This is a genomic window from Bradyrhizobium ingae (assembly GCF_055791185.1).
The window spans coordinates 99,507-124,830 of sequence record NZ_JBVUBB010000024.1 but is presented as its reverse complement, the minus strand read 5'-3'; the positions used below and the strand labels follow the sequence as shown (position 1 = coordinate 124,830).

At 62.9% G+C, this 25,324-nt stretch carries 23 protein-coding genes and 1 riboswitch; of the genes, 1 reads left to right on the top strand and 22 read right to left on the bottom strand.

The genetic code is table 11. The features are described 5' to 3' along the window. The 4 genes from ACV1FX_RS28405 to dnaE form a co-directional block, all read right to left on the bottom strand. Positions 1 to 2,247, bottom strand: a 2,247-nt coding sequence (locus tag ACV1FX_RS28405; RefSeq protein ID WP_473120857.1) for a caspase family protein, incomplete at its 3' end; no start/stop codon positions are given. A gap of 181 nt (positions 2,248 to 2,428) precedes the next feature. Then, the gene (locus ACV1FX_RS28400; RefSeq protein WP_473120856.1) at positions 2,429 to 3,169 is read right to left on the bottom strand and encodes a carbonic anhydrase; all 741 of its coding nucleotides are present in this window, start codon (positions 3,167 to 3,169) and stop codon (positions 2,429 to 2,431) included. Positions 3,170 to 3,315: 146 nt separating this feature from the next. Then, a complete protein-coding gene (locus tag ACV1FX_RS28395) occupies positions 3,316 to 3,678 on the bottom strand; it encodes a DUF2846 domain-containing protein (protein ID WP_473120869.1) in 363 nt (120 codons plus the stop codon). A 233-nt stretch (positions 3,679 to 3,911) separates the two neighbouring features. Continuing rightward, the gene (gene dnaE / locus ACV1FX_RS28390) at positions 3,912 to 7,418 is read right to left on the bottom strand and encodes a DNA polymerase III subunit alpha (RefSeq protein WP_473120855.1); all 3,507 of its coding nucleotides are present in this window, start codon (positions 7,416 to 7,418) and stop codon (positions 3,912 to 3,914) included. Positions 7,419 to 7,874: 456 nt separating this feature from the next. On the opposite strand from dnaE, the gene ACV1FX_RS28385 reads away from it, so the two are divergent. Next, a complete protein-coding gene (locus ACV1FX_RS28385; RefSeq protein ID WP_473120854.1) occupies positions 7,875 to 8,780 on the top strand; it encodes a hypothetical protein in 906 nt (301 codons plus the stop codon). A 147-nt stretch (positions 8,781 to 8,927) separates the two neighbouring features. Here ACV1FX_RS28385 and ACV1FX_RS28380 read toward each other — a convergent pair whose 3' ends face one another. The 18 genes from ACV1FX_RS28380 to ACV1FX_RS28295 form a co-directional block, all read right to left on the bottom strand. Next, on the bottom strand, positions 8,928 to 9,653 hold the full coding sequence (locus ACV1FX_RS28380) for an outer membrane protein (RefSeq protein ID WP_473120853.1): 726 nt from the start codon (positions 9,651 to 9,653) through the stop codon (positions 8,928 to 8,930). 486 nt (positions 9,654 to 10,139) lie between these two features. Further along, entirely contained in the window at positions 10,140 to 10,298 is a 159-nt protein-coding gene (locus ACV1FX_RS28375) for a hypothetical protein (RefSeq protein ID WP_473120852.1), read from the bottom strand. Positions 10,299 to 10,422: 124 nt separating this feature from the next. Continuing rightward, positions 10,423 to 10,917 carry an RlpA-like double-psi beta-barrel domain-containing protein gene (locus ACV1FX_RS28370; RefSeq protein ID WP_473120851.1) on the bottom strand — a complete coding sequence of 165 codons (495 nt, stop codon included), beginning with the start codon at positions 10,915 to 10,917 and terminating at the stop codon, positions 10,423 to 10,425. Positions 10,918 to 10,999: 82 nt separating this feature from the next. Then, the gene (locus ACV1FX_RS28365) at positions 11,000 to 11,539 is read right to left on the bottom strand and encodes a hypothetical protein (protein ID WP_473120850.1); all 540 of its coding nucleotides are present in this window, start codon (positions 11,537 to 11,539) and stop codon (positions 11,000 to 11,002) included. 455 nt (positions 11,540 to 11,994) lie between these two features. Next, on the bottom strand, positions 11,995 to 12,501 hold the full coding sequence (locus tag ACV1FX_RS28360) for a GNAT family N-acetyltransferase (RefSeq protein ID WP_473120849.1): 507 nt from the start codon (positions 12,499 to 12,501) through the stop codon (positions 11,995 to 11,997). A gap of 56 nt (positions 12,502 to 12,557) precedes the next feature. Continuing rightward, a complete protein-coding gene (gene folB / locus ACV1FX_RS28355) occupies positions 12,558 to 12,959 on the bottom strand; it encodes a dihydroneopterin aldolase (protein ID WP_473120848.1) in 402 nt (133 codons plus the stop codon). A gap of 36 nt (positions 12,960 to 12,995) precedes the next feature. Beyond that, positions 12,996 to 13,080, bottom strand: a riboswitch (ZMP/ZTP riboswitch). A 221-nt stretch (positions 13,081 to 13,301) separates the two neighbouring features. Beyond that, positions 13,302 to 14,003, bottom strand: a complete 702-nt coding sequence (locus ACV1FX_RS28350) for an ABC transporter ATP-binding protein (RefSeq protein ID WP_473120868.1) — start codon at positions 14,001 to 14,003, stop codon at positions 13,302 to 13,304. A gap of 4 nt (positions 14,004 to 14,007) precedes the next feature. After that, positions 14,008 to 15,288, bottom strand: a complete 1,281-nt coding sequence (locus ACV1FX_RS28345) for a lipoprotein-releasing ABC transporter permease subunit (RefSeq protein WP_473120847.1) — start codon at positions 15,286 to 15,288, stop codon at positions 14,008 to 14,010. Between the two features lie 74 nt (positions 15,289 to 15,362). Further along, on the bottom strand, positions 15,363 to 16,682 hold the full coding sequence (gene proS, locus ACV1FX_RS28340; RefSeq protein ID WP_473120846.1) for a proline--tRNA ligase: 1,320 nt from the start codon (positions 16,680 to 16,682) through the stop codon (positions 15,363 to 15,365). Between the two features lie 175 nt (positions 16,683 to 16,857). Next, positions 16,858 to 18,420, bottom strand: a complete 1,563-nt coding sequence (locus tag ACV1FX_RS28335; RefSeq protein ID WP_473120845.1) for a copper resistance CopC/CopD family protein — start codon at positions 18,418 to 18,420, stop codon at positions 16,858 to 16,860. Next, complete coding sequence (locus ACV1FX_RS28330) at positions 18,420 to 18,938, bottom strand: YcnI family copper-binding membrane protein (RefSeq protein WP_473120867.1); 519 nt, start codon at positions 18,936 to 18,938, stop codon at positions 18,420 to 18,422. The genes ACV1FX_RS28335 and ACV1FX_RS28330 overlap by 1 nt, the downstream gene beginning before the upstream one ends. A 40-nt stretch (positions 18,939 to 18,978) precedes the next feature. Beyond that, complete coding sequence (locus ACV1FX_RS28325) at positions 18,979 to 19,503, bottom strand: copper chaperone PCu(A)C (protein ID WP_473120844.1); 525 nt, start codon at positions 19,501 to 19,503, stop codon at positions 18,979 to 18,981. Positions 19,504 to 19,543: 40 nt separating this feature from the next. Beyond that, entirely contained in the window at positions 19,544 to 22,027 is a 2,484-nt protein-coding gene (locus ACV1FX_RS28320) for a TonB-dependent receptor (RefSeq protein ID WP_473120843.1), read from the bottom strand. Between the two features lie 83 nt (positions 22,028 to 22,110). Then, the gene (locus ACV1FX_RS28315; RefSeq protein WP_473120866.1) at positions 22,111 to 22,485 is read right to left on the bottom strand and encodes a DUF2946 domain-containing protein; all 375 of its coding nucleotides are present in this window, start codon (positions 22,483 to 22,485) and stop codon (positions 22,111 to 22,113) included. A gap of 89 nt (positions 22,486 to 22,574) precedes the next feature. Beyond that, positions 22,575 to 23,501, bottom strand: coding sequence for a copper homeostasis membrane protein CopD (gene copD / locus ACV1FX_RS28310; protein ID WP_473120842.1), 927 nt, complete (start codon positions 23,499 to 23,501; stop codon positions 22,575 to 22,577). Positions 23,502 to 23,515: 14 nt separating this feature from the next. Continuing rightward, entirely contained in the window at positions 23,516 to 23,884 is a 369-nt protein-coding gene (locus ACV1FX_RS28305; RefSeq protein WP_473120841.1) for a copper resistance CopC family protein, read from the bottom strand. A 3-nt stretch (positions 23,885 to 23,887) separates the two neighbouring features. Then, the gene (locus tag ACV1FX_RS28300; protein ID WP_473120840.1) at positions 23,888 to 24,889 is read right to left on the bottom strand and encodes a hypothetical protein; all 1,002 of its coding nucleotides are present in this window, start codon (positions 24,887 to 24,889) and stop codon (positions 23,888 to 23,890) included. 55 nt (positions 24,890 to 24,944) lie between these two features. Continuing rightward, a complete protein-coding gene (locus tag ACV1FX_RS28295; RefSeq protein ID WP_473120839.1) occupies positions 24,945 to 25,319 on the bottom strand; it encodes a DUF2946 family protein in 375 nt (124 codons plus the stop codon). Between the last annotated feature and the right edge of the window lie 5 nt (positions 25,320 to 25,324).

The window sequence follows — 25,324 nt, the reverse complement described above, 5'->3', positions numbered from 1 at the left end:
CGCCGGGCGAGCCGCCGGCGGGGGCGGAGCCGGCCGGGCCGCAGCGACCGGCGGAGGCGCAGCGCGCGGAGGCGGCGGTGCGGCTGCCCGCGGCGGCGGGGCCGAGGGCACCGGTTTCGCAACGGCTTGGGGATGCGGCGGCGCGGCTGGCTTGGCCGCTTGCGGCGGCGGGGCGACCACGCGCTGATTCTGCGGCCTTGGCGGCTCGCGGCCCGTGGGCTGCACCGCCGTGACGGCAGGCTTGCCGCCCGCCCCTGCCGCAGATGGAGCCGTGGTGCCCTGCTCACGAATGGCTGACTTCGCGCGGCTATCCGGAGGGGTGGTGGCCGGGGTCCCGGCGACCGGCGGCCGTTGCGGCTGGCCGGGCGCCGTAACCGCGGGCGTCGTGGTGGACGGCGCCGTTGCGGTCGCGGCGTTCGGCCGCCCCGGCTGCGTGCCATTGGCCGGCGCCGTCGCAGTTGGCGCGAGCCTGCCGTTCGGCGTCTGGGCGGCCGTGGGCGCAGGCGGGGCCCCATGGGTGCCGGGGACCGGCAACGTATTGGCTTCGGGCAGCCGGCTCGGCGGCGCGGCGGTGGCCGGCCTGACATTCGCCGGCGTCGCAGCCGGTGTCCCCGGCCTCGCGGTCGGCGTGATGGTCGCACTCTGCGGCATCGGCAGCTTGCCCTGCTGGATCAAGGCGGCGCGCTGCGCGACGGCCTGCGGCACGGCCGGTCCCGCCGGCGTGGCGCGGCCCGCGACGGCCGGCGCGAGGCTGCCCCGCGCAAGGCCCGCCGCGGTCGCGGGCGGCTGGTTGATGACGGTGTTGATCACCGTGGTGTTGTGGATGTTCTGGTAGATGATGTTATTCGGCGGCGGTGCGACATAGACCGGCGGCCTGACGAAGACCGGGATCGGCACGAACATCGGCTGCGGCAGCACGAACAATCCGACCACGGGCAGCGGCGGCGGCAGCACGACGAAGTCCGGTGGCGGCGGCGGGCAGAAATAGACCGGCGGCGGCGGCGGCGGCACGAAGCCGAACACGGGATCGCTGAACAGCAGCACGGGGCGATCGACATAGACCACCTCCTCCGGCGGCGGCGGCGGCACGTCGTAGTCCATCATGGCGAAGCTCGGCGGCGGCTCGAGCGGCGCGGTCAGGATCGCGAGCCTGCGCCGCGCGTCGCCGGCATGCGGCCCACGCGGATAGCGGCGCAGATAGGACCAGTAAGCGTCCGGCGTGTCGGCGCGATAGGATCGCCGCCACGTGATCGCCTCGCGGCGCGCCGCGACAATCGCCATCACCCGCTTGGACATGGGATCGCCGGGATAGGCGGCGAGGAATTCCTCATAGGCCGGCAGCGTGTCGCGCTCGAGCGCGGCTGCATAGGCATCCTGCACGCCGAGATCGCGGATCGACTTGTTGCGCATCGCGGCTACCTGATCGGGCGCGGCCGGCGGCGGCGGAGCGTCGGGGCCGCGCTCGAAGAAGGAGAACTGCGCGCTGATCTTCTGATCGTCCCAGGGCACTTGCGCGCCCTTGCTGGCTTCGTTGACGCGCAGGCGCACGCGATCGAAGACTTCCGGCAGCGGCAGGCCTCCGGTGCGGATCATCTCGGCGAGCGACTGAGCGTAGATGCCGTAGGGCCCCGGCTCTTCCGGCGCCACAGTGCCCGGAGCGGCGTTATAGGCAATCAGCATGTTCGCGTCGGGCTCGACCAGCGCGAGCCCGCTTGCGATCGGCTGGCCGCCTTCGATGAAGGGCTGCGCCCGGGCCGCATCGAGCACCACGATGTTCGCCTTGAGCGGCAGTGCGGCGAGCTGGCGGACGTAGTCGCTGATGCGCAAGCCTTCGGTCGGAACGTCGGTATCGCGCGTGATGTTGGAATCGACCGGGATGAAGTAGTTCTCCCCGGCAAGCTGCACGCCATAACCGGCGAGATAGATCATCGCGACCGTGCCGGGTCCCGATGTCTGAGCTTTCTGAAGAAAATCGCGAAAGCTCTTGCGCAGCGTGTCGCCGTCGAGGTCGCGGGCGCCGACCACGTCGAAGCCGGCGGCCTGTAGCGTCTGCGCGACCAGGCCGGCGTCATTGGCGGTCGTCGCCAGCGGCGACTTGGCATAGGCGCCGTTGCCGACCACCAGCGCAATGCGCTTCTCCTGCTGCTGGGCATAGGCGGGATCGAAGAGCCCGCCTGCCGCGAGCAACAGGCTCGGAAGGAGCAGACCGAGGAAAGATCCGAGGAAAGATTGTCGTGTCCCACGCATGGCTCTCGCGCCCGCTATTGTTGTTGAGCTTGTCACCGCACATGAGGCGCGCGGCTGGCTGAATGGCGTTTGAACGAAAAACGCTCGTAAACGAAAAACGCTTGGATTGAGGCGACGGCATGGCCGGTGGCCGTCAGCTCCACGTCAGGTTCGCGTTTGCGAAAGCGCGGCCGGGTCCCCTCTACCCCTGGGAGATCAGGTCCACGGTGCCGGTCGCAAGCCGATAGATGCCGCCGACGACCTTGAGCTTGCCCTGCTCGGCCGCCGCATTGAGGATCGGCGCCGCAGACTTCAGCTTGGCAACGTTGTCGATCACGTTTTGCCGGATCGCCGCATCGAGTACGTCTCCACTTTGCTGCATGGCCGCCCTGGCGGCCGGCGCAATCGCCTCGACCAGCGAAGGAATGTGTCCCGGCGGCGACTTGTCGTCCTTCAGCGCTTTCAACGTCGCATCGACCGCGCCGCAACTGTCGTGGCCCAGCACCAGGATCAGCGGCGTGTTCAGCACGGCCACCGCATATTCCAGGCTGGCAACCGTCTCGTTGCCGGCAAAATTGCCAGCGACGCGGCAGACGAAGAGATCGCCGCGGCCGGTGTCGAAGGCATATTCCGGCGCAATGCGCGAGTCCGCGCAGCTCAGGATCGCCGCATACGGGTTCTGTCCGGCGGCAAGGGCTCCCCGCTCATGCTTGAAGTCATGGCGCCGCGCCACACCGTCAACATAGCGTGCATTACCGTCCATCAGCCGCTTCAGCGCAGCATCGGGCGTCACCACATTTTGCGGCTTGGGCGGTGCCTTGGTCTCCTTGGCCAAAGCGGCGCCGCCCAAGGCCAGACCAAGTGCGGAGACGGTTAAGTGAATGAGCGATCTCCGCGATGGACCCATGTGGACATTACGATCGTGGACGCAATTCTCGCACATGCCTGGCTCCTCCCCGCGATGCAGCGGCGGTCATGCCGCTGATACTAGAGCGTTTTTCAGCAAAGTGGACACCGGTTCGCGTCAAGAAAACGCGTCAAAACGAGAATCTAGAGCTCCGTTCAGATTCAATCGGAACGGGAACGGCTCTAGTCGACAGCTTGCAACTCGGCGAGTTTTGTTCGCGCGGTCGCCTCATCGAGCGGGACAAGCTCGGCAGGTCCAGGATTCGCCTCGCCAGCCGTCGCCACGGAAACGACCGCGAGCCCAGCCAAGCCGCCGAGAACCGCTCCCCCCGTCGCAGCATCGTGCCTGGCGCTGCTTTTGATGAGGTAAAAATGCGTCCGCCCGGGCTCCATCACGATCTCGCGCGTGGTGTCGCCCGGAAACAGCACCTCGCTCACCAGCAATTGGTGCCGGCCAGCCGGCCGATCCGCATAAACATATTTTCCGGCGAGGACCTTCCCTAAGGGGGCACCATCGAGCTTTACCTCGCAGGCGCAGAACGCCATGCTCAAGCCATTCCTCTTGTCCTGCAACAGAACGACGCGCGCTTGTCCCGCCCGCGGAGGTCCGACCTTTTGTGACACTGAAGCGAAATCAGTCCCGACCTGATCGCTCACACACCCCGCCAACATTGCAGCAACAGCCAACAGCAGCACACCACGTCGTAGCATAACGCCCCCGATTTATTCCCCGGAGGCATGCTAGCCAGAAACATCGCCTGGTTGCAATGCGCCGTGCGCTACAATTGCTGCACGTCGACGACGCCGGCGACTGCCTTGATCGCGCCTGCGATCTGCGGCGAGACCTTGAAGCGGCCCGGCAGCTTCATCTCCACCTCGGTCTCGAGGTCGAGCATCATCACCAGCGATACCTCTCCATCGCCGTTGGAGCGCGGCGCGATGCCGGGGCTGCTGACCTTCGGCGCGCCGCCGCCATTCGATGGCGCGGCGTCGGAACCCGCAAGCCGTCGAGCAATCGATTCCAGCGGCTTGGTGTCGCGCAGGAAGATGCGCAGCCCCTTCTGCGTCTTGGCTGCGGCGGCGTCGAGCGGCTCGGCGTGCAACACGCGCGCGCGCACATCCTCGCCCTGCAATTCCGCACCCAACTGCAACAGCACGGCTGCGCCCGGCTCCAGCACGTCGCGATATTGCGCGAGCCCTTCGGAGAACAGCACCGCCTCGAAATGGCCGGTCGGATCGGACAGCCCCATGATGCCCATCTTGTTGCCGGTTTTGGTGCGCCGCTCCATGCGCGACACCACGGTGGCAGCGACCTTGCCGGCGGTCGCGCCGGTTTTGACAGCGCGTGAAAACTCCGCCCAGCTCTGCACCCGCAACCGCTTGAGGATCGTCGCGTAGTCATCGAGCGGATGGCCGGAAAGGAAGAAGCCGATCGCGTCATATTCGCGTCGCAGCCGCTCGGCCGGCAGCCAGGGCTCGATCTGCGGCAGCATGATGGTCGGCGCATCCGCCGACATGCCGAACATGTCGTTCTGGCCGATGGTCTCCGCCTGATGCGCACGCTGGCAGGCGGCGAGGATCGAGTCGGCGCCGGCAAAGACGCGGGCGCGGTTCGGCTCCAGCGTGTCGAAGGCGCCGGCGGCGGCAAGACTTTCGATGATGCGCTTGTTGATCGCGCGCGGATTGACCCGCGCGGCGAAGTCAGCCAGCGAGATGAACAGCCCCCGCTTCGTGCGCTCCTCGATGATCTGGTCGATCGCCTGGATGCCGACGCCCTTGAGCGCGGCAAGCGCATAGTAGATCGTCTTCTCGCCGACCTCGAACGTCGCGCCCGAACGGTTGATGTTCGGCGGCTCGACCTTGATGCCGAGGCGCTGCGCCTCGGAGCGGAATTCGGAGAGCTTGTCGGTGTTGTTGAGATCGAGCGTCATCGACGCCGCGATGAACTCCACCGGATAATGCGCCTTCATGTAAGCGGTGTGGTAGGACACCAGCGCATAGGCCGCGGCGTGGCTCTTGTTGAAGCCGTAGTCGGCGAACTTCGCCAAGAGCTCGAAGATGGTCTCGGCCTGCGCTTTCGGCACACCATTCTTCACCGCGCCGGCAACGAAGATGTCGCGCTGCTTGTCCATCTCGGCGCGGATCTTCTTGCCCATCGCGCGGCGGAGCAGGTCGGCGTCGCCGAGCGAATAGCCCGACATCACCTGCGCGATCTGCATCACCTGTTCCTGGTAGATGATGACGCCGAAGGTCTCTTTCAGGATCGGCTCCAGCACGGGGTGGAGATATTCCGGCTCCTCGTCGCCGTGCTTGCGTGCGCAATAGGTCGGGATGTTCGCCATCGGGCCCGGGCGATAGAGCGCGACCAGCGCGATGATGTCCTCGAAACGGTCGGGACGCATGTCGACTAGCGCGCGCCGCATGCCCTGGCTTTCAACCTGGAACACGCCGACCACCTCACCGCGCGCCAGCATCTGGTAGCTTTCGGCATCGTCGATCGGCAGCGTTGCCAGATCGACGTGGATATCACGCGGCTTGAGCAGCTTGCACGCGACATCCAGCACGGTGAGCGTCTTCAGGCCGAGGAAGTCGAACTTGACGAGGCCCGCCGGCTCGACCCACTTCATGTTGAACTGGGTCACCGGCATATCCGACTTCGGATCTCGGTACATCGGCACGAGTTCGCTCAAGGGGCGATCGCCGATCACGATGCCGGCGGCGTGCGTCGAGGCGTGGCGGGTCAGGCCTTCGAGACGCTGGGCGATGTCGAAGGCGCGCGCCACGATCGGATCCTCGTCGCGGAATGCCTGAAGCTTGGGCTCGCTCTCGATTGCAGCGGCGAGCGTCACCGGTGCGGCCGGATTCTGCGGTACCAGCTTGGTCAGCTTGTCGACCTGGCCGTACGGCATTTGCAGCACGCGGCCGACGTCGCGCAGCACGCCGCGCGCCTGCAACGTACCGAAGGTGATGATCTGCGCGACCTGGTCGCGGCCGTAGCGTTCCTGGACGTACTTGATCACCTCGCCGCGGCGGTCCTGGCAGAAGTCGATGTCGAAGTCCGGCATCGAGACGCGCTCGGGATTGAGGAAGCGCTCGAACAGCAGCCCGAACTTGATCGGATCGAGGTCCGTGATGGTCAGTGCCCATGCGACCAGCGAGCCCGCGCCAGAGCCGCGGCCCGGCCCGACCGGAATGCCCTGCGACTTCGCCCATTTGATGAAGTCGGACACGATCAGGAAGTAGCCCGCATATTTCATGCGGGTGATGACGTCGAGCTCGAAGGCGAGGCGCTTGTTGTAGTCCTCTTCCGTCGTGCCCTGCGACAGGCCGTGGACGCGCAGGCGGTTGGCCAGCCCCTCCCCCGCCTGTCGCTTCAATTCGCCCGCCTCGACCGCGGCCGCGTCGGAGCTGCCTGCGGCGCCGACGGTGAAGAACGGCAGGATCGGCTTGCGCGTCATCGGACGGAACGAACAGCGCTCGGCGATCTCGATCGTCGAGGCCAGCGCTTCCGGAATGTCGGCGAACAGCACGGCCATCTCGGCGCGCGTCTTGAAACGGTGATCGGGCGTGAGCTGCTCGCGCTCGGTCTCGGCAATCAGCCGCCCGCCGGCGATGCAGAGCAGCGCATCGTGAGCCTCGTAGTCGTCGGTCGAGGCGAAGTACGGCTCGTTGGTCGCAACCAGCGGCAGGCCCTTTGTATAGGCGATGTCGATCAGACCGCCCTCGATGCGGCGCTCCTTGTCGATGCCATGGCGCTGCAATTCGATGTAGAGGCGGTCGCCGAACAGGGCCGCAAGCCGCTCGCAGCGCGCGGCCGCAAGCTCGGCATGGCCGGCCGCGAGCGCGAGCGAGATCGGTCCGTCCGGCCCGCCCGTCAGCGCGATCAGGCCGTCAGTCTCGCCGTCGAGCCAATCGAACTTGATGAACGGCGCGTGGCTGTCAGGCGTCTCGAGGAACGCGCGCGAGTTGAGCCGCATCAGGCTGCGATAGCCGCGCTCCTGCGCCGCCAGCAGCACGACCCGCGACGGCAGAATCGCATTGCGCGCATTCGGATCCTGGTCGCCGAAATCGATCGCGAGCTCGCAACCGACGATCGGCTGGATGCCGGAGCCCGCCATCTTGTCGGAGAACTCCAGCGCACCGAACATGTTGTCGGTGTCGGTCAGCGCCAGCGCCGGCTGATGGTCCTTCTTCGCAAGCTCGGCGAGCTTGGCGATCTTGATCGAGCCCTTGAGCAGCGAATAGGCCGAGTGAACGTGAAGGTGGACAAATCCGGCGCTCGGCATGGTCGCTTAAGGCCTCTTCCGCATCGTTGGGAACGCTTGCCGGACCCGGGCGCTGATTCGCACCTCGCAACGCCCGACTCGCCCCACAATGGTGCTGCCTCGGCCCCCGGGAGTCCACGGCGGGAGCGCACATTCCGCGCGCCATCCCGCTTTTCAACAGAGGGCCACCAATCCCGCTCGAAGCTTGGGAATCAGAGCTGGGGGATGACTTGCGCCCAGATCGCGATCATCCCGACGAACAGCGTGATCGATGCCAGTGCGGCTGCTTCTTCCACGAAGATCTTCAACATGGCCTTGCTCCCTCGCTAGAACATATGAAGAACATAGTTCTCATTTTGTTCTTGAGAGTCAAGGCTAGGCCGGAAGAAAGCGGCCCTGGGTGAATTCCTTGGTTAATTCCACTGGGACGAATCCGAAGACTCGCGCAACACGGGAACCCCCGTCTAATGTCGCGTAATGGACCCGTTTGGATTCGGAAAGACCGTTATCGATAAGTGGGACTTTCTCACGACGTCCCCCAGTGCGTTCTTTGCAGTCTTAGGTCTTGGATTCTTTTTGGGACTGGCGATAACGCGCGCATTCTTAAATGAGCGCCTTGCCCGTCAGCAGATGAGAATCGCTGACCTGGAAAAAGTTTTGGACGGCAAGCTATCGGCCAGTTTTCTGCCGTTACCCCAAAAGCAAGGTAAACGAATGTTCGTTGGACTTGTCCTGATCTTTGCCGGTATTGGCGCTGCCCTTGTAGGCGCTGTTATTGTCTCATCCGATCGTTCACCACGTCCAGCAGGACAGTCGTCAATTGCCCCGGCTGTTCCTTCGCCTGCACAACCGTCCCCCGAAGCATCCGCTAAATCCGTTCTGCTTTCCTCGCGCTACTATTCCGCAAAGAATAAGGAAGAGGTTGCCGCCTTCCTCGACAAAATTTCGGACATCATCAACAAGCCTGCCGAAGAGATGTTGTTACTGGCCCGACAGGCTCTAGGCGGATACCTGTTTAACCGTCCGAACGAAGCGCAATTGTACTTGCAGAGAATGGACGAAATCAAAATTATTGCCGCAAAAATAGACGTCTCTCTTTATGACGACATGCTCGCGAACGAGCGCGAGTATCGTCAAGAGATGAACGCTATATTGTTTCCGAAGGATCCCCTTATTAAGTTTCGCACCGCGATCGACGCGTACCGCAACGGCCTCTCGGTCTGGATTAAGATGCGGAATACCGACGACGATAAAGTCCGGGAGCTACAGCAGTTGGTTGCCGCTTCACAGCAGTCGTTCACTTCTGCCAGAGACGAATTCTTGACGTGGCTATCTCAGAGACAGGACATTATCAGTCAGACTAGGCGGGCTTTGCGATCGTGATCTGACGCCTAAGCCTTAGGCCGCGTCTTGAGCCCGCCGCGAAACTGAGCTTTTTAGTTAATGCCAGAGTTGCGCAAAAAAGCCCCGGCTCAAGGCCGGGGCTTTCGCAACCGCTCCGAGAGAGCAGTCGATAGATCAGTACGCCTATCAGTACTTGGCGATGATCGGGCCGCCGAACTTGTAGTTCAGGCGGACGAGGCCCATGTCGACGTCCTGACGGATGCGGTCGGTACCCACGAGACCCGTGAAGGTGACGTCCTTGTCCTGCAGGAAGATGTGGTTGTACTCGACGCCAACCGACCAGTTGGGCGCGAAGCCGACTTCGAGGCCGGCACCGACCGTACCACCCCAACGGGTCTGGCTGGTCGAGGCAAGCAGCGCGCCGGTGGTGGTGCTGTAGACGTCGAACTTGTCGCCGACCACGGCCGCGCCGCCCTTCACATAGACGAGCACGTTGTTCCAGGCGTAGCCCACCTGACCGGTGATCAGACCGAACGAGTCGATCCGGCTGCGGTTGCGATCAGCGAAGAGCAGGCTGACGTTGTCGCCCGAGAAGTCGGCCCAGTTGCCCTGGCCTTCAACGCCGAACACCCACTGCCCGGTCTGCCAGCGATAGCCGATCTGACCACCGACGGTGCCGCCGGTCGCGTTGTGCGAACCTTCAGAACCCGTTCCGACGAAATCCCAGGTCGTATGGGCCGAGCCGCCGCCGCCGTTGATACCGATGTAGAAGCCGCTCCAGTCGTAGACCGCGGCGATCGCGGCAGGCGGAGCCTTGGTGTAAGGACGCGCAGCGAGGTCAGCAGCCACCGCCGGCGCAGCCGCGCTGATCGCGACAAGGCTCGCAGCAGCAAGCAACATAGTCTTCTTCATTTGAATTCCCGTTCCAGTTTCTTCAGTAGGCCCCCGGGCCGTGGGCACCTCTTAACAGCGATCGACGGAATTGCTGTAACCGTGACGCAACAGTCCTATCCAAAGGACCCGCTAGGTAAATGAATGTTTCTCGCGCGCGCATGGAACTCGGTTGAGTCCTATTTTTGCAGTGCTTGCAGCGTTCCTCGCCTTCTCTCCGCTCACAGAAAACGCGTTCACATCTTGGTGTGAACGCGAGTATGGCGCGCTAACTTTTTCTCTCCGCATTGCCGCCACAATCGAGCCGGAGCTGTTCCACAATGTGGCTCGTTCGCGCCAGCGTGTAGATGACGAATTTCAACGCGAGATCGTCATTGGCCTGAAAATTCGTGTGATCGAAATGGACCGCAGCCCCATTGCTTGGGTGCGACATGGTCTTGGGGCCCGACGGCGAAGAGAGACGGTGTCGTCCAAACGTTCGCGTCGAAGCGATCAACCCATGGGATTTCAAAATAGTGCGGCGTTCAGAGCCTGCCCGTAGATCATGGCGGCCACGAGTGAGACCAACAAACCCGCTGCCGAGAAAATCACTACGATTTTCAGAGTTTCGACGTCGACGTCGGTTCTCGTCGCGCGGGATATCACCTTTGCAAGTGCAGCCATCATCGCCAGCTCCGAAAGCGGGCCCCGCGGAGGCGAGGCCTCACTTCACTTAGCGTTATTGGGCGCGTTTCTCTGTGAAGCAGATTACAGGTCGCTTTGCGTATGACGTCTTTGGCGGCGATGAACGTTAGGCAATTGGTCCGGGTATCCAATCGTCGCCTGAAAGTGGTGTGACCTTGACCTCGGCAATGACTCCCCGCTGCAGGCTGGGATCGAAATGACGCATCGTCCGCTCGTTGAAGTCAATGATGCGACCAGGCGTGAGAGGCCCTACATCGTTTATTTTGACGATGACCTTCTTGCCCGCTCCCTCAACGAGGGCGTATTTCGGCCTCGCGCCGAATTGAACGCCACCAAACTTGTTTCGCAGATTGGTTTTGATGGCAGCCGCCCACGCAGACGGATCATAGCGCTCCCCGGAAGCCGTGTTCACGCCGCCCTCCCGATATCCGGGTCGGAAAGGGTTGTACATGGATGCTGCGCCAATGATCGCGGATCCGGAAGCGGCACCATCGAGGGCATCTGAACGAACCGCACTGATTTCACTTCGCGCCATGGCAACAGGTGAAATAGCAAGCGTCATTAAGGCGCCGCAGATCGCGGCGCTCAAACGAAACACCATCAGGATTCCTCGATTGATTCTGGATGCAGTGTTCGCTCTGCCGACCAGGGAGGCTCAGCGAGAGCGAACGTGGGGGAATTGGCTATTTGCGGGGACGTGCCGACCGGGCGCCAAAGCTGGCAAGGAAGCCACGCTGCTCCTGGTCGACGAAGGCAGAGTCGCTTGGCATCGCCGCGGGAGCACGGGCATCGACGTAGCAAGGACGATACATGGCTTGCAGCTGTTTGCCGCGAAGGAAGATCATTCTGGGGGTGAGGCCGCCGCGCCTCGCGATCCATCGCCGCACCTGGGATGGATACCCCGAATAGAGCAACTGGGTTGCTTGGGGATTAGTGACAGTTCGGCCATTGCCGGCGAAATCATACGCAGCGTGAAACCCAAGCGTTGCGTTCGAGGTGACGCAAATCTTGTCGTGAGGGATCGTTGAGAGCAGGATGGTGCACGCCGAAGCGCAAAGACCATCGATCATCACCGACTGGCCTGAAGCGCGAAGTTCGCTGTACTTGGAAAGGTAAGTCCCGATCTGCCCGCCGGGGTCGTCGGCAATCCGAACCGCCGCGTGGCCTGCCCCTGTGCCCGCGAGCATGAGCGCCGCCATGAGCAGCGCAGACAGAATCTTCATTAAATTCCCTACCCAGGTTGAAGGTGTGATGCGGACGTCCGCCATTGCACATCTGGCCGATGACGTCGGGGGTCCAATAGCGGCTCCAGCTCGCCGCTTAAACTAACCGCAACGTTTGTTGCGCCGCGATGCACGCGCACTGTTCCGCAGCGGAAACCTTTGGAACTCGATGATGGAACTGGTGGCGCGCGAGAGCATGATCCGGAAAGCGCGCAGCGGTTTTCCGAAAAGATCATGCTCAAACAACGACCTAAAGTGCGGCAGCGATTTATCCTGATCTCATCGCGCTTTAGGGAACCGTCGCGAACTGATTTGCGGCGGTTCTTAGCTCGCTTACTATTTAGACCGATGTAGACGACGAGCTTCAACCCGGGATCGTCATTGGCCTGAAAGCTCATGAGCTCGAAATGCAGCACACCCTCGGTGGGATGAGCGACCGCCTTGATATTGGCCTTTCATATGCTGAGGGCGTAGTACCGTGAGTAGGTTTCGCCGCCTCGGTCCCAGGGGGACACTGGTCGGAAGCCCATCTTTTCGTAGAGACGATGGGAGGCCGTCAGCGCGTTGTTACTGGACAGGCGAACGCGATCATATCCTGCGCTACGGGCAAAGCTGATGAGTTCATCTGCGATGGACCGTGCGATCCCGCGACCTCGGTAGATTGGGGAGACAAACATGCGAACCATTTCGCACTCTCGATCGTCGACACCTTTGATCGCACCGGTGCCGATGATTGTGCTTTCGGCGACCGCGCACAAGAAGAGACCCCGCTGAGCGTAGATGGTTTCCGCGTTGTCGACGTCCGAGAGACGCGAATAAATGAAGTCCCGTACAAAGGATTCAGGGTGATCGGCAAAATGCTCATGCCAGACGGCCTCGATGAGCCGCCGAACCGCCGGCGCTTCACCAGGCTGGAATGGTCGAATTGCCCAATCTGGTTCGATGCGTGTGAGGATCGCCATGGCATCCCCTTCCCGTGATGAAAGTCGCTGACATGAACGCGGGGACGTAGAGAGAGTCAGATGCCGACGATCCCATCCTGGGATAGCGTGAGGTCGGCACGCCGCAGGCTGACCTCGACACCGACCTGTTCTATCGAATGCGCAATAGGTGGACTGCATTTCGCAACCGCGACTGTAACGCTGTCCATGATGGCGAAGCGCCGCAGCAGACTTGCGGCGATCGTTTCACCTAGAGCCTCCAGAGTCTGGAACTTACTTGACGCTGCAATTTGGACGGCTTCGTCGACGACCGCGTCATATCTCACGGACGAGTCCAGATCGTCCCCGAGGTGGGTCCGCACCTCTTGTAGCGTGGCCAAAATGTCAAAGTTGAATTTTTGTCCGAGCCTGCGCTCTTCCTCGAACAGACCGTGATAGCCGTAAGTCTGAAGTCCGGTAATTCTGATCGACGTCAGCATGGGCAGCTCCGGAAGAAGCGTTTTGATTGGGAATGTCCCAATTGCCCAGGCGAACGGCACAGTGAATTGCTCGCGTTCCCCGGTGGTTGTCCACCTTGCCTCGCCAGTCACGCGACCATCAATTTCATAGCTTCAGGGTTCACGAAATGCAATCGCTTCCGCAGGTAGCCAACGAAGCGGTCGCGCACGCAGCCGCCTATGCCGGTCCGTTCAAGATGCCGGTGATCCGGCTGTAAAGCTCGATTGGTTCTGATTGAATCGGTGCAAGCCCGGGTCACAAGTCACCTCTCCCGTGGGCAAGGTGCATCCACGCTGCGCCCGGCGGGATTGTTTTCGGGCTTTTTAGTCGAGCTCGACCACCTGGCCGTTGGAAAGCGACACCCGCCGGTCCATACGGCCGGCGAGCTCCATGTTGTGGGTCGCGATCAGCATCGAGACCTGGGTTGCCTTGACGAGCTGCATCAGGGCCTGGAACACGTGCTCGGCGGTGCCGGGATCGAGGTTGCCGGTCGGCTCGTCCGCAAACAGCACCCGCGGGGCGTTGGCGACCGCGCGGGCGATCGCGACGCGTTGCTGCTCGCCGCCCGACAGCTCGGCCGGACGATGGGTGATACGGTCGCCGAGCCCGAGATAGGACAGGATATCCTTGGCGCGCTTGACGCTCTCGGAGCGCTTCAAGCCTCGGATCATCTGCGGCAGCATGACGTTCTCCAGCGCCGAGAACTCCGGCAGCAGCCGATGCGACTGGTAGACGAAGCCGATCTCGGTGCGGCGAAGCTGCGTGCGCTCGATGTCGGGCAGTTGTGAGGTCGGCGAGCCCCCGACATAGACCTCGCCGGAATCGGGCGCCTCCAGCAGCCCTGCGATGTGCAGCAGCGTCGACTTGCCCGAACCTGACGGCGCCACCAGCGCCACCGACTGCCCAGCCCACAGCGCGAGCTTGGCGCCGTCCAGGATGGTCAGCACGTTCTCGCCCTGCACGTACTGCCGCTTTATCTCGTGGAGATAAATGACCGGTACATCTTCCGCCCCCTGCTCCATCAGGCCCTCACTCGTACCGCAGCGCTTCGACGGGATCGAGACGCGCGGCGCGCCAGGACGGGTAGAGCGTCGCAAGGAACGACAGGGTCAGCGCCATGATGACCACCGCGGTGGTCTCGCCGACGTCGATCTCGGCAGGCAGCCGGGACAGGAAATAGAGCTCCGGCGAGAACAGTTCCGTGCTGGTGAGCCAGGACAGGAACTGTCGGATCGATTCGATATTGAGGCAGATGACGAGGCCGACGCAGAAGCCGACGAGCGTGCCGACCACGCCGATCGAGGCGCCCGTGATCAGGAAGATGCGCATGATCGATCCTTGCGAGGCGCCCATCGTGCGCAGGATCGCAATGTCGCTGCCCTTGTCCTTCACCAGCATGATCAGGCCGGACACGATGTTGAGCGCGGCCACCAGCACGATCATGGTGAGGATCAGGAACATCACGTTGCGCTCGACCTGCAGCGCGTTGAAGAAGGTCGAGTTGCGCTGTCGCCAGTCGACCAGGAACACCGGCCGGCCGGCAGCCTCCGTCACCGACTTGCGAAACGCGTCGATGCGATCGGGATTGGTGGTGAACACCTCGATCGCGGTAACGTCGTTGTTACGGTTGAAATAGGCCTGGGCCTCAGGCAGCGGCATGAAGACGAAGCCCGCGTCGTATTCGGACATGCCGATCTCGAACACGGCGACGATCTTGTAAGGCTTGATCCGCGGCGTCGTGCCCATCGGCGTCACCGCGCCCTTCGGCGCGACCAGGGTAATACTGTCGCCCGCATGCAGAGACAACTGGTCGGCAAGCCGCCGGCCGATCGCCACGCCCTGCCCTTCGTCGAAATTCTCGATCGAGCCCTGCTTGATGTTCTTGGCGATCGAGGTGAGGTTGTTCAGGTCGTCGGCGCGGATCCCGCGGACCAGCACGCCCGAGGCATTGAACGGCGAGGACGCCAGCGCCTGGCCGTCGACCACGGGCGCGGCGAGCCGCACCCCATCCACCTGGCTGATGCGCTCGGCAACGTCCTTCCAGTCGGTCAGCGGCGATTCCAGCGGCTGCACCAGGATATGGCCGTTGAGGCCGAGGATCTTGTCGAGCAGCTCCTTGCGGAAGCCGTTCATGACGGCCATGACGATGATCAGCGTGGCGACGCCAAGCATGATGCCGAGGAAGGAGAACCCGGCGATGACCGAGATGAATCCTTCCTTGCGGCGCGCCCGCAGGTAGCGCGCCGATAACATCCACTCGAATGGCGCGAAGGGCGCGGTGTGCACTGGCTCTGTCATGGTCTCATCCATCGCTCGATAATCCCATGATTCGGGGTCAATTGTGGCCGGATTGCCTGCCCCGCAAATGGCGCGGTGGATAATATTCAGCCGGTCAGGCGAGCGACCGCGTCGGCCGGCGACATGGTCTCGCGCGAACCGTCGGCGCGCCGCTTGATCTCGACCTTGCCGTCAGCAAGCCCCTTCGGCCCAATCATGATCTGCCAGGGGATGCCGATCAGGTCGGCGGCAGCGAATTTGGCCCCGGCGCGCTGGTCGGTGTCGTCATAGAGCACGTCGACGCCCTTCGCCTGGAGGTCGGCATACAGCTTCTCGCAGGCCGCATCGACGGCGGCATCGCCCTGCTTGAGGTTGAGAATCGAGACGCGGAACGGCGCCACGGCTTCCGGCCATTTGATGCCGGCCTCGTCGTGACAGGCCTCGATGATGGCGCCGACGAGACGCGAGACACCGACGCCGTAGGAGCCGCCGTGGATCGGCACGTCGACGCCGTCGGGCCCCGCCACCATCGCCTTCATCGGCTCGGAGTACTTCGTGCCGAAATAGAAGATCTGGCCAACCTCGATGCCGCGGGTGTTGAGCCGCTTGGCCTCGGGCACCTCCTGCTCGAAGCGCGCAGCATCGTGCACGTCTTCGGTCGCGGCATAGACCGAGGTCCACTGCTTGATGATCGGCGTCAGATCACTCTCATAATCGACGTCCTCGCCGGGAACCGGCAGATCGAGCACGTCGCGGTTGATGAAGACGCCGGACTCGCCGGTCTCGGCGAGCACGATGAACTCGTGGCTGAGATCGCCGCCGATCGGGCCGGTCTCGGCACGCATCGGGATCGCCTTCAGCCCCATGCGCGCGAAGGTCCGCAAGTACGCGACGAACATCTTGTTGTAGGCGACGCGCGCGGCCGCCTCGTTGAGATCGAAGGAATAGGCATCCTTCATGAGGAATTCGCGACCGCGCATCACGCCAAAGCGCGGACGCTGCTCGTCGCGGAATTTCCATTGAATATGATAGAGATTGAGCGGCAGGTTCTTGTAGGACTTCACATAGGCGCGGAAGATCTCGGTGATCATTTCCTCGTTGGTCGGCCCGTACAGAAGCTCGCGCTTGTGGCGGTCGGCGATGCGCAGCATCTCCGGACCATAGGCATCATAACGGCCGCTCTCGCGCCAGAGATCGGCAAGCTGCAAGGTCGGCATCAACACCTCGATCGCGCCGGAGCGGTCCTGCTCTTCGCGCACGATCTGCTCGATCTTCTTCAGCACGCGGAAGCCGAGCGGCAGCCAGGCATAGATGCCGGCGGCCTCCTGCCTGATCATGCCTGCGCGCAGCATCAGGCGATGCGAGACGATTTCCGCCTCTTTCGGATTTTCTTTCAGGATGGGCAGAAAGAACCGGGACAACCGCATGGATACACTCGAAGAATCAGTGAGGGGTTGCAGTGAAACCGGATTGGGAGCGAAAACACAAGGCCGGGAATGAAGAAAACGCGCTAACGCGACGAAACTCCTGTCATTTTTCTGTTTCCTTCAGATGTCGGATGAAGACGTTCAAGGCCCCTCCTGGAACCGGTCGCCGCCCTCTCTAGCGCGGCGCGACGTCGAGTTCGTCCTCCAGCGTGATCTTCTCGAAATCGGTCACCAGCGCATCGATGCGCACATGCCAGCGGCCGGCGAACGGCAGCTCGACCTTGCGCACGTGCCAGTAGCCGTCAGTGCCACGCTCGGCGTCATATTCGATCGGCTCGATGCCGCGCTCCGGCAGGCTCAGGGTCAGCGTCGCCTCCTTGGCGGAAAGCGGCGTCGCCTCACCTGTCATGAGCTGGAGGACGAAGTCATCGGTACCGGCCTTGCCGGGCGATACGAGGACTTGGAACATCGCCTTCTCGCCATGGATATGGATCGCCAGCGGCGTCTCCGGGACGATCGTCCGCGGCGGCGGCGTGAAGCGCCAGCCGGCGACGACGGCGAAGACGGCAAGCGCAAGCACGCATTCCGCAATGATCGAGCTCCTGAGAGCGAAGGCCGCCTTGAGGTTCTTGGCCAGCGCGGGCGTCAGGCGAAAGCGGTTGAACGCTGCGAGCGCCAACAGCAGCGCGAGGAGCGCGAGCTTGATCGAGAGGATGATGCCGTACCTGGTCTCGACCAGGGCAGCAAAGCTCTCGAGCTGAATGACGGCGAGCGTCAAGCCCGTCAGCGCCAGGATGGCGACGACCGGCAGGGCAAGGCGTGAAAACCGGTTCAGGATCGGCAGCGCGGCGGCCGTCGGTCTCGACATCAAAACGGCCAGCGGTGCCAGCGCGCCGGTCCAGAACGCGATACCGAGGCCGTGGATGAAGATCGCCGGCCGGGTCAATGCCTGCGGCGGTGCAGTCGCGGCGTGGCCGGTGCTGGCAAGCGACAGGCCGACGCCGGCGAGCGCGATGGCCGAGAGAACGCGCGCGCCCTGCCCTCCGCGCAGCGCGATGCAGGCGACCAGCATCGTGCCGATCGCGATCAGAAGCGCGGGGCCGGCGCTTGTCGTCAATGCAATCGTCCAGGGCGCTGACGTCAGCAGTGCGGTGAGCGACAGACCGAGGAGATCGAGTCCCAACAGGGGAAGCGAAGCGATCGCACTCAGCACCCCCACAAAAAGCGCAGCGCGCGGCACAAGCATGCCGTTCATCGATCGCGCGATCCAGACCACAAAGAACACGCCGCCGACGCCCGCGAAGAGCCCGAGATAGAGCCCTATCCGCGTCAGCCAGATCAGTGCGTTCACGCCGCCATTGGCAGCCGCGGGAACTTGCGTCGCCGACGGCGCGCCGATCGAGAAGATGACGGAGCCCGCGACGGGATGGCCGTCCTGCGAGATCACGCGATAGCTGACGACCGCTGTGCCCGCCGGCAGATCCTGCGGCACCGCGACCGAAATGCTCTCACCGGATACACTGACTCGTGCCTCCTCGCGCACCTTTCCGGTCCCGTCGATCAGCCGGATCGCGCCGGGTGTCACCGCCTCGTTGAAGCGCAGCTCGACGCTCTTCGGCGCGCTCGCAACGATGCTGCCATTGGCCGGCTCGACCGAGACCAGCGCCGCATGCGCCCACGCACCGGTCGCAAAGCCGATACAGACCAGCAGCGTAGCAAGCGCGGCGAGGACGCGCATCAGGGCTTTGGCAGCAGCTTCACGCCGGGCGCAGGCGATTTGCCCTCATGCGAATTGGCAGCCCCCTCCGTGGGGATCTCGATCCAGCGGCTGACGCCCTTCTCGCATTCTTGCACGACCGGGAAATACAGCGTCGTGTTCGGCTTCAGGCTGTCGGTGAGAAACGTGCTGATGACGAACTCATCATAATTGTGATCCGGCAGCTTGCCGCCCGACCACACCACTTCCTTCGGCCCGGATGAAACCTTGTTGCCGTGGAAATCGTATTCGCCCGTGTACTTGCCCTCGACGATATCGACGCTCCAGCCGGCCTTTGGCATTGGCTTTGCGGCGATGACCCCTTCGGGTATCTGCACGCGGATCTTCACCGTCGGCGAGCCGGCGCAGCCATGCGGGACGGCGAACACGGCCTTGTAGGACGCGCCGACCGTCGCCTGCTTGGTCTCGAGCGAGACGTGCGCTGCCGCCGGCGATGCGGCCAGCGCGGCAATCAGGATCAGGCCGGATCGCTTCGACATGTTCATGTTCGGTCTCCTAAAAAAGAGCAGATCATGCCCATCACATCTTCATTCCCGAATGGTCCGGCATTTTTTTCATGTCCATGTGACCGGCACCGGCAGGTGCCTGGGCGCCGACGGCCTGGACGTCGAGGGTGACGACTACCTTTCCGGCCTTCTCGAACTGAAGTGTGACCGGGACCTTGTCGCCTTGCTTGAGCGGCCCCTTCAGCTCCTGCATCATCAGATGATAGCCGCCCGGCGCGAGTTTCACGGTCTTCCCCGGCTCGATCGCGAGGCCCTTGTCCAGCGGGCGCATCTTCATCACGCCGTTGTCCATCGCCATCTCGTGGACCTCGATCTTGCCGGCGATCTCGGCTGAGACGCCGACCAGCTTATCCGGCGCACTCCCCTTGTTCTCGATCGTCAGATAACCGCCGGCGACCTTTGCGCCGCCGGGTGTCGCCCGGCTCCAGGCCTGCGTGATCACGAGATCACCAGCCCTGACGTCGTCGGCGCGGCCGGGCGCAGTGAACGCCAGGGCCGAGAGCGCTGCGAGCGCGAGCATGCGGGAAAGCTTGTTCATGGGACTAACCTTTCTTGTCATCGCTGCACTCATCCATCCTTCAGAACGTGTACTTGCCGGCAAGGACGAAGGTTCGTCCCGGGAATGGATGAAAGAGGAAGTACTGGTAGTTGAACAGATTATCGATGCCGAAATCGAACGAGAAATTCTTCGTCGCATTGTAGTGGATCTTCATGTCGACGACGAAGAATGGATCGAACGCCTGGTACACGTGGGGAACGACGTCGGTATTGTCGAGGGTCGCATACTGCTTGCCGCTGTACCGCGCGGCAACGGTGTAGACCCAGCTCTGGTTCGGACGATAGCTGACGCCGACTTTCGCGCGCCAGTCCGGAACATAGGGCACGCGTTTGCCGACGACAGTGGTCGCTCCCGCCCAGCTCGGATCCGAGATGATCCTGGAATCGACGTAAGTGACGCTGCCAAAGAGCTGCAGCCCGCTGATCAGGACATTGTCCTTGTCGGCCGACAATTCGACGCCTCGCATGCGGATGGCGGCGACATTGCCGACCGCAGTCTGGAACGACTGGTTTCCGGCCACGTCAGTCACGGCAGTCGTCTGTGAGATCAGCGCGTTGTTCGTGCGTTCGTCGAACACCGTGAATCTGATCCGGCCGTCCTGCCAACGTCGCTCGAGATTGAGTTCGCCGGTGAAATCCTGTTCGGGCGCGAGGAGCGGATTGGCAAGGTAGGTGATGTTGCTGACGGAAATGTTCTGATAGAGCTCCGTCACCGTCGGATAGCGATACGCCTCGCCGAAGTTCGCAGTGATGTTCCAATCCTTGTTGGGGTCATACGACAGCGAGACCTTCGGCGAGAAATTGGTCGCACTTAGCTCCGGCTGATTTTTCGGAAACGTTTGAATGACCGGAACCGGGACCAGAGGCGTCCCACCGCTGAGGACATTGCTATAAAGGTTGAATCCGTCGACCGCCTGCCAACTCTCCAATCGTCCACCAAGCGTCAGCTTGACGTTCGGTGTGATCTTCCAGGCGTCCTGAACCCAGAACGCCTCGGTCCGCGTCTCGCCGACACCGCTTGAGTAGAGCTGCCCGTTCCCTGTCGGGGAAGCCGTATACCAAACCGTGGAGGCGTAGACGGGATTCTCGAGCCGATAGCGGTCGCCGTGAAGGCCGAAGCTGATCTCGTGCGGACCATCGATCCCTTCGGGACGCCAGATGCCCTTGGCATCGGCGTTCTGCCAGTTGGTGCCGTCCATCCGCGTCACCTTGCCGTTCAGCGAGTAGCCGAGCCCGGGCGACGCCACGACGGTGTACGGGTTGAGAAGAATATCCTCGAGGTAATTGTAGCTCGACGCCGAAAGATCAAAATCAAAGACGCCCTTGGTATCGCTCCGGAGCGAGACGGCGTTGCTCACGTGGAGCTCGTCCCAAGTGTATTTGTTGGGAGCAAACCCGGAAAGCCCTGCAAACGTCGGCTGGCCCGTCACCGTCGATCGCAGATAGGTTTGCGGTTCCGAGGTCTGATGATTGTTCCAGACTGCGAACGAATAGGTCGTCTGCACGAGCGGGGTCAGGTCGTAGGCGAGCCTGATATTTCCCGACGTCTGCTGCGAGTGCGCCACCGCGCCGGCGCCGACGACATCCGCCACCCCGCCAGTCCGGCTCGGCGCGATGAAGGTGCCTGTCGTCCTGGCCGGGACCGAGCCATTCGTCACATAACTTAGCGGCTGCTGATAGCTGTCACGATAGTTGGCGCTGATGAGCCACGACAACGCACCGTCGCGGTTGCCCGCAGCCGCACTGGTCTGGCTGGTGACGTAGGTGCTCCTGGTGCCGTACTGACTCCACGGCATCACCGAGACCGTTTCCTTCGCCGTCGCGAACGGCTTGTCCGGCATTTTCGAGGTGATCAGCAAGACACCGCCGATCGAGTTGCCGGGATAGGACGCGGCGAATGGACCATTGAGATAGTCGACCCGGCCGATTGCCTCCGGCACGATCAGGTTCCACTTCGGCGAGGCACCCGAATTATTGTTGCCGATCAGCGCCGAGATCAGGAGATCGTCGTAGTAGATCAGCGTGCGCGCGCTGGAATTGAGGCCCCAGCTTCGCGTCGCCAGTACCGCCTGATTGTCGCCGTCGTGCCGTTTCCGGACGAACAGGCTCGGCATGTACTTGACGGCATCCTCGGGGTCCTTGAGGTTGATCGTCTCGTCGATCTCCTTGGCAGTAATGCTGAAGGAGCGCTGAGGCAGTTGATAACGTACGACCGCCGGTGGAGTATCCAGCGACGCACGAGCAGCGCCCGTGCCCTGCCCGCTAGCGACAGCCGCTGCGGGCGGCCCGTTCGCGGAGCTTGCAGGTTTCGCGCTCCGGTCTCGCGCTGCCGTGGATTGGATGGCCGGCTTGCGCGGCTTATATGGCGTCGCAATTGGCGCATCGACCGTCACCGGCGGCAATACGCTTGCGCCGCTCTGCGCGGCGGCTCCGCTCAGCGATACGAGCAGCGCGGCCTGGACGGCAACGACGCTCACGCCGCAGCGGGCATGACGAAGTAACATGGGAATTTCCTGACGCCGGCTTTCTCTCCGGCCATTCAACGGTACCAACCGCCGGCAGATGGGCCGGGCGGTCACGAGGATCGTCAGGAAAATCGAGGTGGTGCGCGCGCCTGGGCGTTGGAGCCGCCGTGGTGCTGGGCGACACGGTCTGCCGCATCCTGCCACGCCGCACATTCGGCAGGTCGGACAGGTGATGCGAAGACGGTCTGCGGCGCATCGAGGGACGCGTTTGCCTGTGCCAGGCAGCAGAGCGAGCAAGCACCAGCATGCGCGCCGGGCAGACTGCTCCGGTCGTCAACGCCTGCGGCTGAATCACCATTGGCGTGGCAGATGACGGCGTTCTGAAGCGGGTCGGCGACCGCAACGCCGGCCGCCCAGCAGGCGGCAATCGGCGCCAGCACCTGCATCGCCAGGGCGAGCAGGACCAAGGGTAAGTATTTTTGTAGCCGCGCCCGCATCCGCCGAACCATTCGTTCGTTTACTCACTAGACACGAACCGCCCTGGAGTCGAGATCGCTCTTTCACCAGATTGACGCAGACCAACCATTCAGTTCACCAGGTGTATCGCGGGATGCATCGTGCCAAGCATCCCGACAATGGCGAGGATGGCAAGGCCGAGAGCAAGCTCGGCGGTGCTGGTGCGCGCAAGCCAGCGCAACGCGCCGCCCCCGGCAAGCCGCGGCGTCAGCACCAGCCGGTTGATCAGGGCGAGCGCCAGCATCAGGGCGAACAAGACCAGCTTGAGCAGTAGCAGCTGTCCATACTCGGTGACGACCAGCGCGTGAACCGAGCCCACCAGGATGGTGGCGTTGATGAATCCTGTGAGCAGCAGGGTTGTCACGCTGACCATGCCCACGATCGAAAACCGCTGCACTACGTCACGCGCGAGCGAGATCGCCTTCTTTCGGCAGGCCGCAGCCAGGAACAGGATCAATGACGCCAGGCCACCGATCCAGGCCGCACTGGCGGCCAGATGCAGTGCATCCGCGGCAAGATGCAGGTACCCTTCGTCGCCGGGGGTCGAGCCGGCATGGCCGCTCCAGGCGAGGCTTGCGGCGAATGCGAGCGCAGCCGCAAATCCACCCCATCGCGCGATCGCGATACGATCATAGGTCAGGCAAGCCGCCAGACAGATGGCAAGGCCTGCTCGAAGCATCGTCACCAGGCCGAATTGCGTTTCGTTGATCACCGTCGACAACACATCCGTGGACATTGCCTCATCGAGCGGCATCCCGCTCATCGAGGCAGCCTGAAGCATCAGCCAGATCGCACCGGAGATCACCGCGAAGGCAAGACCGAGCCACGAGAGCCACAAGGTGGGAGCCTCGAACGACACAGCCGCGGCCTCCTCCGAGCGCACGACCGGCGCAACGATGACGGTCCGAAATATCACGCCTCCAACCATGATCGCGGTTGCCGCGAAGTGCACCGCGCGTGTCGCAACCAACGGCGCTTGTACTGCTAACCAATCCATGAGCGGTCAGGCCTTCATGGACCGACCTGGAAGGTGAAGCTGCCGTCCGTCGTGTGGGTGTCCACAGACAGCACGCGCCAGTTCACGTGGTATGTGCCCGGCCCACCCGACTTCAGCGGGATCGACATCTGGTTACCGCTGACGCGTGCCTTGCCGGCGTCAACGCGCTGACCGGAGGGACCCGTGACGTTGATCGAGCTGAACGCGGCCTCCAGTTTCTGGGTGAACCAGAGCGTCACCTCGCGCGGGGGGCTTGCCACCTTGTTGCCGACGCGCGGCTCCGCGTGGTCGAGCTCGGCATGGGCGCTGGCTTCGCCGGCCGTCAGCGAAGCCAGCAAGAGGACCATGAACAGTATCATCGAATTGAGGGATGATCGTCGCATCGGTCAATTCCTTGCGAAAGGGTTGGCAGATTGGACCGGGCCACCGAAAAGCGGCTTGCCGATGCCGCGAGGATCAATGTCATCGAGATAGAAGTGCAACTGTCCGATCACGCCGACATGCGTCCCGCTTTGCCGATTGATCGGAATCAGCGCCTCAACACCCACCTGATATTTGCTGCCGACCCAGATCACGCCGGGATTGATGGTGCCTGTCGTCGTTGTGCCCGAGGTGAGCGTGTTCGAAATCGGTGTTTGCAGATTGGCTTCGACCAGCGGGATCAGGTGATTGACGAACTCCGGCAGGCCGAGGTCCACGACGGCGGATTTCAGGTACGGCATGCTGTATTGGAGCGTCCCGCCCCAATTCAGGACGCGCGGATGAAATTCAGTATCGCCGGTCAGGCCGCCGGTGTCGGGATCGATCCCAAACGTCGTTGTGAAATTCCTGGCCGGGATCGCGTAGCCGACCTGGCCGGTGACGGCGACGGGACGAAGCCAGGAGAACGTATCAGGCAGGTCGCCGAAGCCTTTGCCGAACCAGAGCATCGGTGTGTAGGTGTTGAAGGGATCGGCACCGACATTTTGCGCGCCGGTGCCTCCCCATTCGACGTTGAGGCCGACCGACATCACGAATTCATGCGTGGGATCTTTGAAGACCCGGTACTTGAACGTGGTCTCCAGGTTCTGAAATCCGTTGGCGCCGGGGATGGTCGGGTCCGTCGGATTGAGAAAGGTGTAGGTCGAGCCGAAGGAAATGGCGAAGTCCTCGGTGATGCGCTTGGAGAACTCGCCGGAGATGTCGTGCTGCCGAACGGGCGGCACGTCTCCGGTCTTGAAACTGTCGACCGTCGGAATGGACAGTTCATCGTTGACGCCGGGATCATCGATGCCCAGCGTTGCCGGAAAGAAGCGGTTGCCAACGATCTCGTGGGCAACGCTTCCAGAATGAGGGACGAGCGCAAGCGCGAGCCCCAGAAGGCCCGCACGCTTATGACAGTTGGACATTTGAGAATCTCCGCGATGCTGACATGCGAATTCGGCGGCCGGTCGGCCGCCAGGCTCACGTCAACTGCGGAGGCGCTCGTGCGCGGGCGTTGGATCCGCCGTGCGATGTTACCGCGAGCACGGCTTGCTCATGCCACACCAAAGGTTCTGCGAGCCGCAACGGGGTCGCGAACGTGGCCTGCGGCGAATCAAGCGTCGCATTGGCCTGCGCCAGGCAGCAGATCGAACAGCTTCCTGCATGCGTCGCCGGCAGATTCGTTTGGCCGGCCGCACCTACGCCCGATGCATCGGTGCTGTGGCAGATCACCACATTCGGAAACGGATCGGCGGCCGCAAGACCCGCGGCCCAGCAGGCGGCGATCGGCGCCAGCACCTGCATCGCGAGAGCGAGCAGGACCAGGGGCAGGAATTTTTGCAGCCGCGCGCGCATTCGCC

Coding starts and splice junctions, on each gene's coding strand:
- ACV1FX_RS28330 (WP_473120867.1), bottom strand. CDS start 18,938: ATGTCGAAGCGATCCGGCCTGATCCTGATTGCCGCGCTGGCCGCATCG.
- ACV1FX_RS28305 (WP_473120841.1), bottom strand. CDS start 23,884: ATGCGACGATCATCCCTCAATTCGATGATACTGTTCATGGTCCTCTTG.
- dnaE (WP_473120855.1), bottom strand. CDS start 7,418: ATGCCGAGCGCCGGATTTGTCCACCTTCACGTTCACTCGGCCTATTCG.
- ACV1FX_RS28320 (WP_473120843.1), bottom strand. CDS start 22,027: ATGTTACTTCGTCATGCCCGCTGCGGCGTGAGCGTCGTTGCCGTCCAG.
- ACV1FX_RS28370 (WP_473120851.1), bottom strand. CDS start 10,917: ATGGTGTTTCGTTTGAGCGCCGCGATCTGCGGCGCCTTAATGACGCTT.
- ACV1FX_RS28345 (WP_473120847.1), bottom strand. CDS start 15,288: ATGGATGAGACCATGACAGAGCCAGTGCACACCGCGCCCTTCGCGCCA.
- ACV1FX_RS28380 (WP_473120853.1), bottom strand. CDS start 9,653: ATGAAGAAGACTATGTTGCTTGCTGCTGCGAGCCTTGTCGCGATCAGC.
- ACV1FX_RS28295 (WP_473120839.1), bottom strand. CDS start 25,319: ATGCGCGCGCGGCTGCAAAAATTCCTGCCCCTGGTCCTGCTCGCTCTC.
- ACV1FX_RS28325 (WP_473120844.1), bottom strand. CDS start 19,503: ATGAACAAGCTTTCCCGCATGCTCGCGCTCGCAGCGCTCTCGGCCCTG.
- copD (WP_473120842.1), bottom strand. CDS start 23,501: ATGGATTGGTTAGCAGTACAAGCGCCGTTGGTTGCGACACGCGCGGTG.
- ACV1FX_RS28300 (WP_473120840.1), bottom strand. CDS start 24,889: ATGTCCAACTGTCATAAGCGTGCGGGCCTTCTGGGGCTCGCGCTTGCG.
- ACV1FX_RS28375 (WP_473120852.1), bottom strand. CDS start 10,298: ATGATGGCTGCACTTGCAAAGGTGATATCCCGCGCGACGAGAACCGAC.
- folB (WP_473120848.1), bottom strand. CDS start 12,959: ATGCTGACGTCGATCAGAATTACCGGACTTCAGACTTACGGCTATCAC.
- ACV1FX_RS28335 (WP_473120845.1), bottom strand. CDS start 18,420: ATGCGCGTCCTCGCCGCGCTTGCTACGCTGCTGGTCTGTATCGGCTTT.
- ACV1FX_RS28360 (WP_473120849.1), bottom strand. CDS start 12,501: ATGGCGATCCTCACACGCATCGAACCAGATTGGGCAATTCGACCATTC.
- ACV1FX_RS28385 (WP_473120854.1), top strand. CDS start 7,875: ATGGACCCGTTTGGATTCGGAAAGACCGTTATCGATAAGTGGGACTTT.
- ACV1FX_RS28400 (WP_473120856.1), bottom strand. CDS start 3,169: ATGTGCGAGAATTGCGTCCACGATCGTAATGTCCACATGGGTCCATCG.
- ACV1FX_RS28365 (WP_473120850.1), bottom strand. CDS start 11,539: ATGAAGATTCTGTCTGCGCTGCTCATGGCGGCGCTCATGCTCGCGGGC.
- ACV1FX_RS28395 (WP_473120869.1), bottom strand. CDS start 3,678: ATGGCGTTCTGCGCCTGCGAGGTAAAGCTCGATGGTGCCCCCTTAGGG.
- ACV1FX_RS28315 (WP_473120866.1), bottom strand. CDS start 22,485: ATGCGGGCGCGGCTACAAAAATACTTACCCTTGGTCCTGCTCGCCCTG.
- proS (WP_473120846.1), bottom strand. CDS start 16,682: ATGCGGTTGTCCCGGTTCTTTCTGCCCATCCTGAAAGAAAATCCGAAA.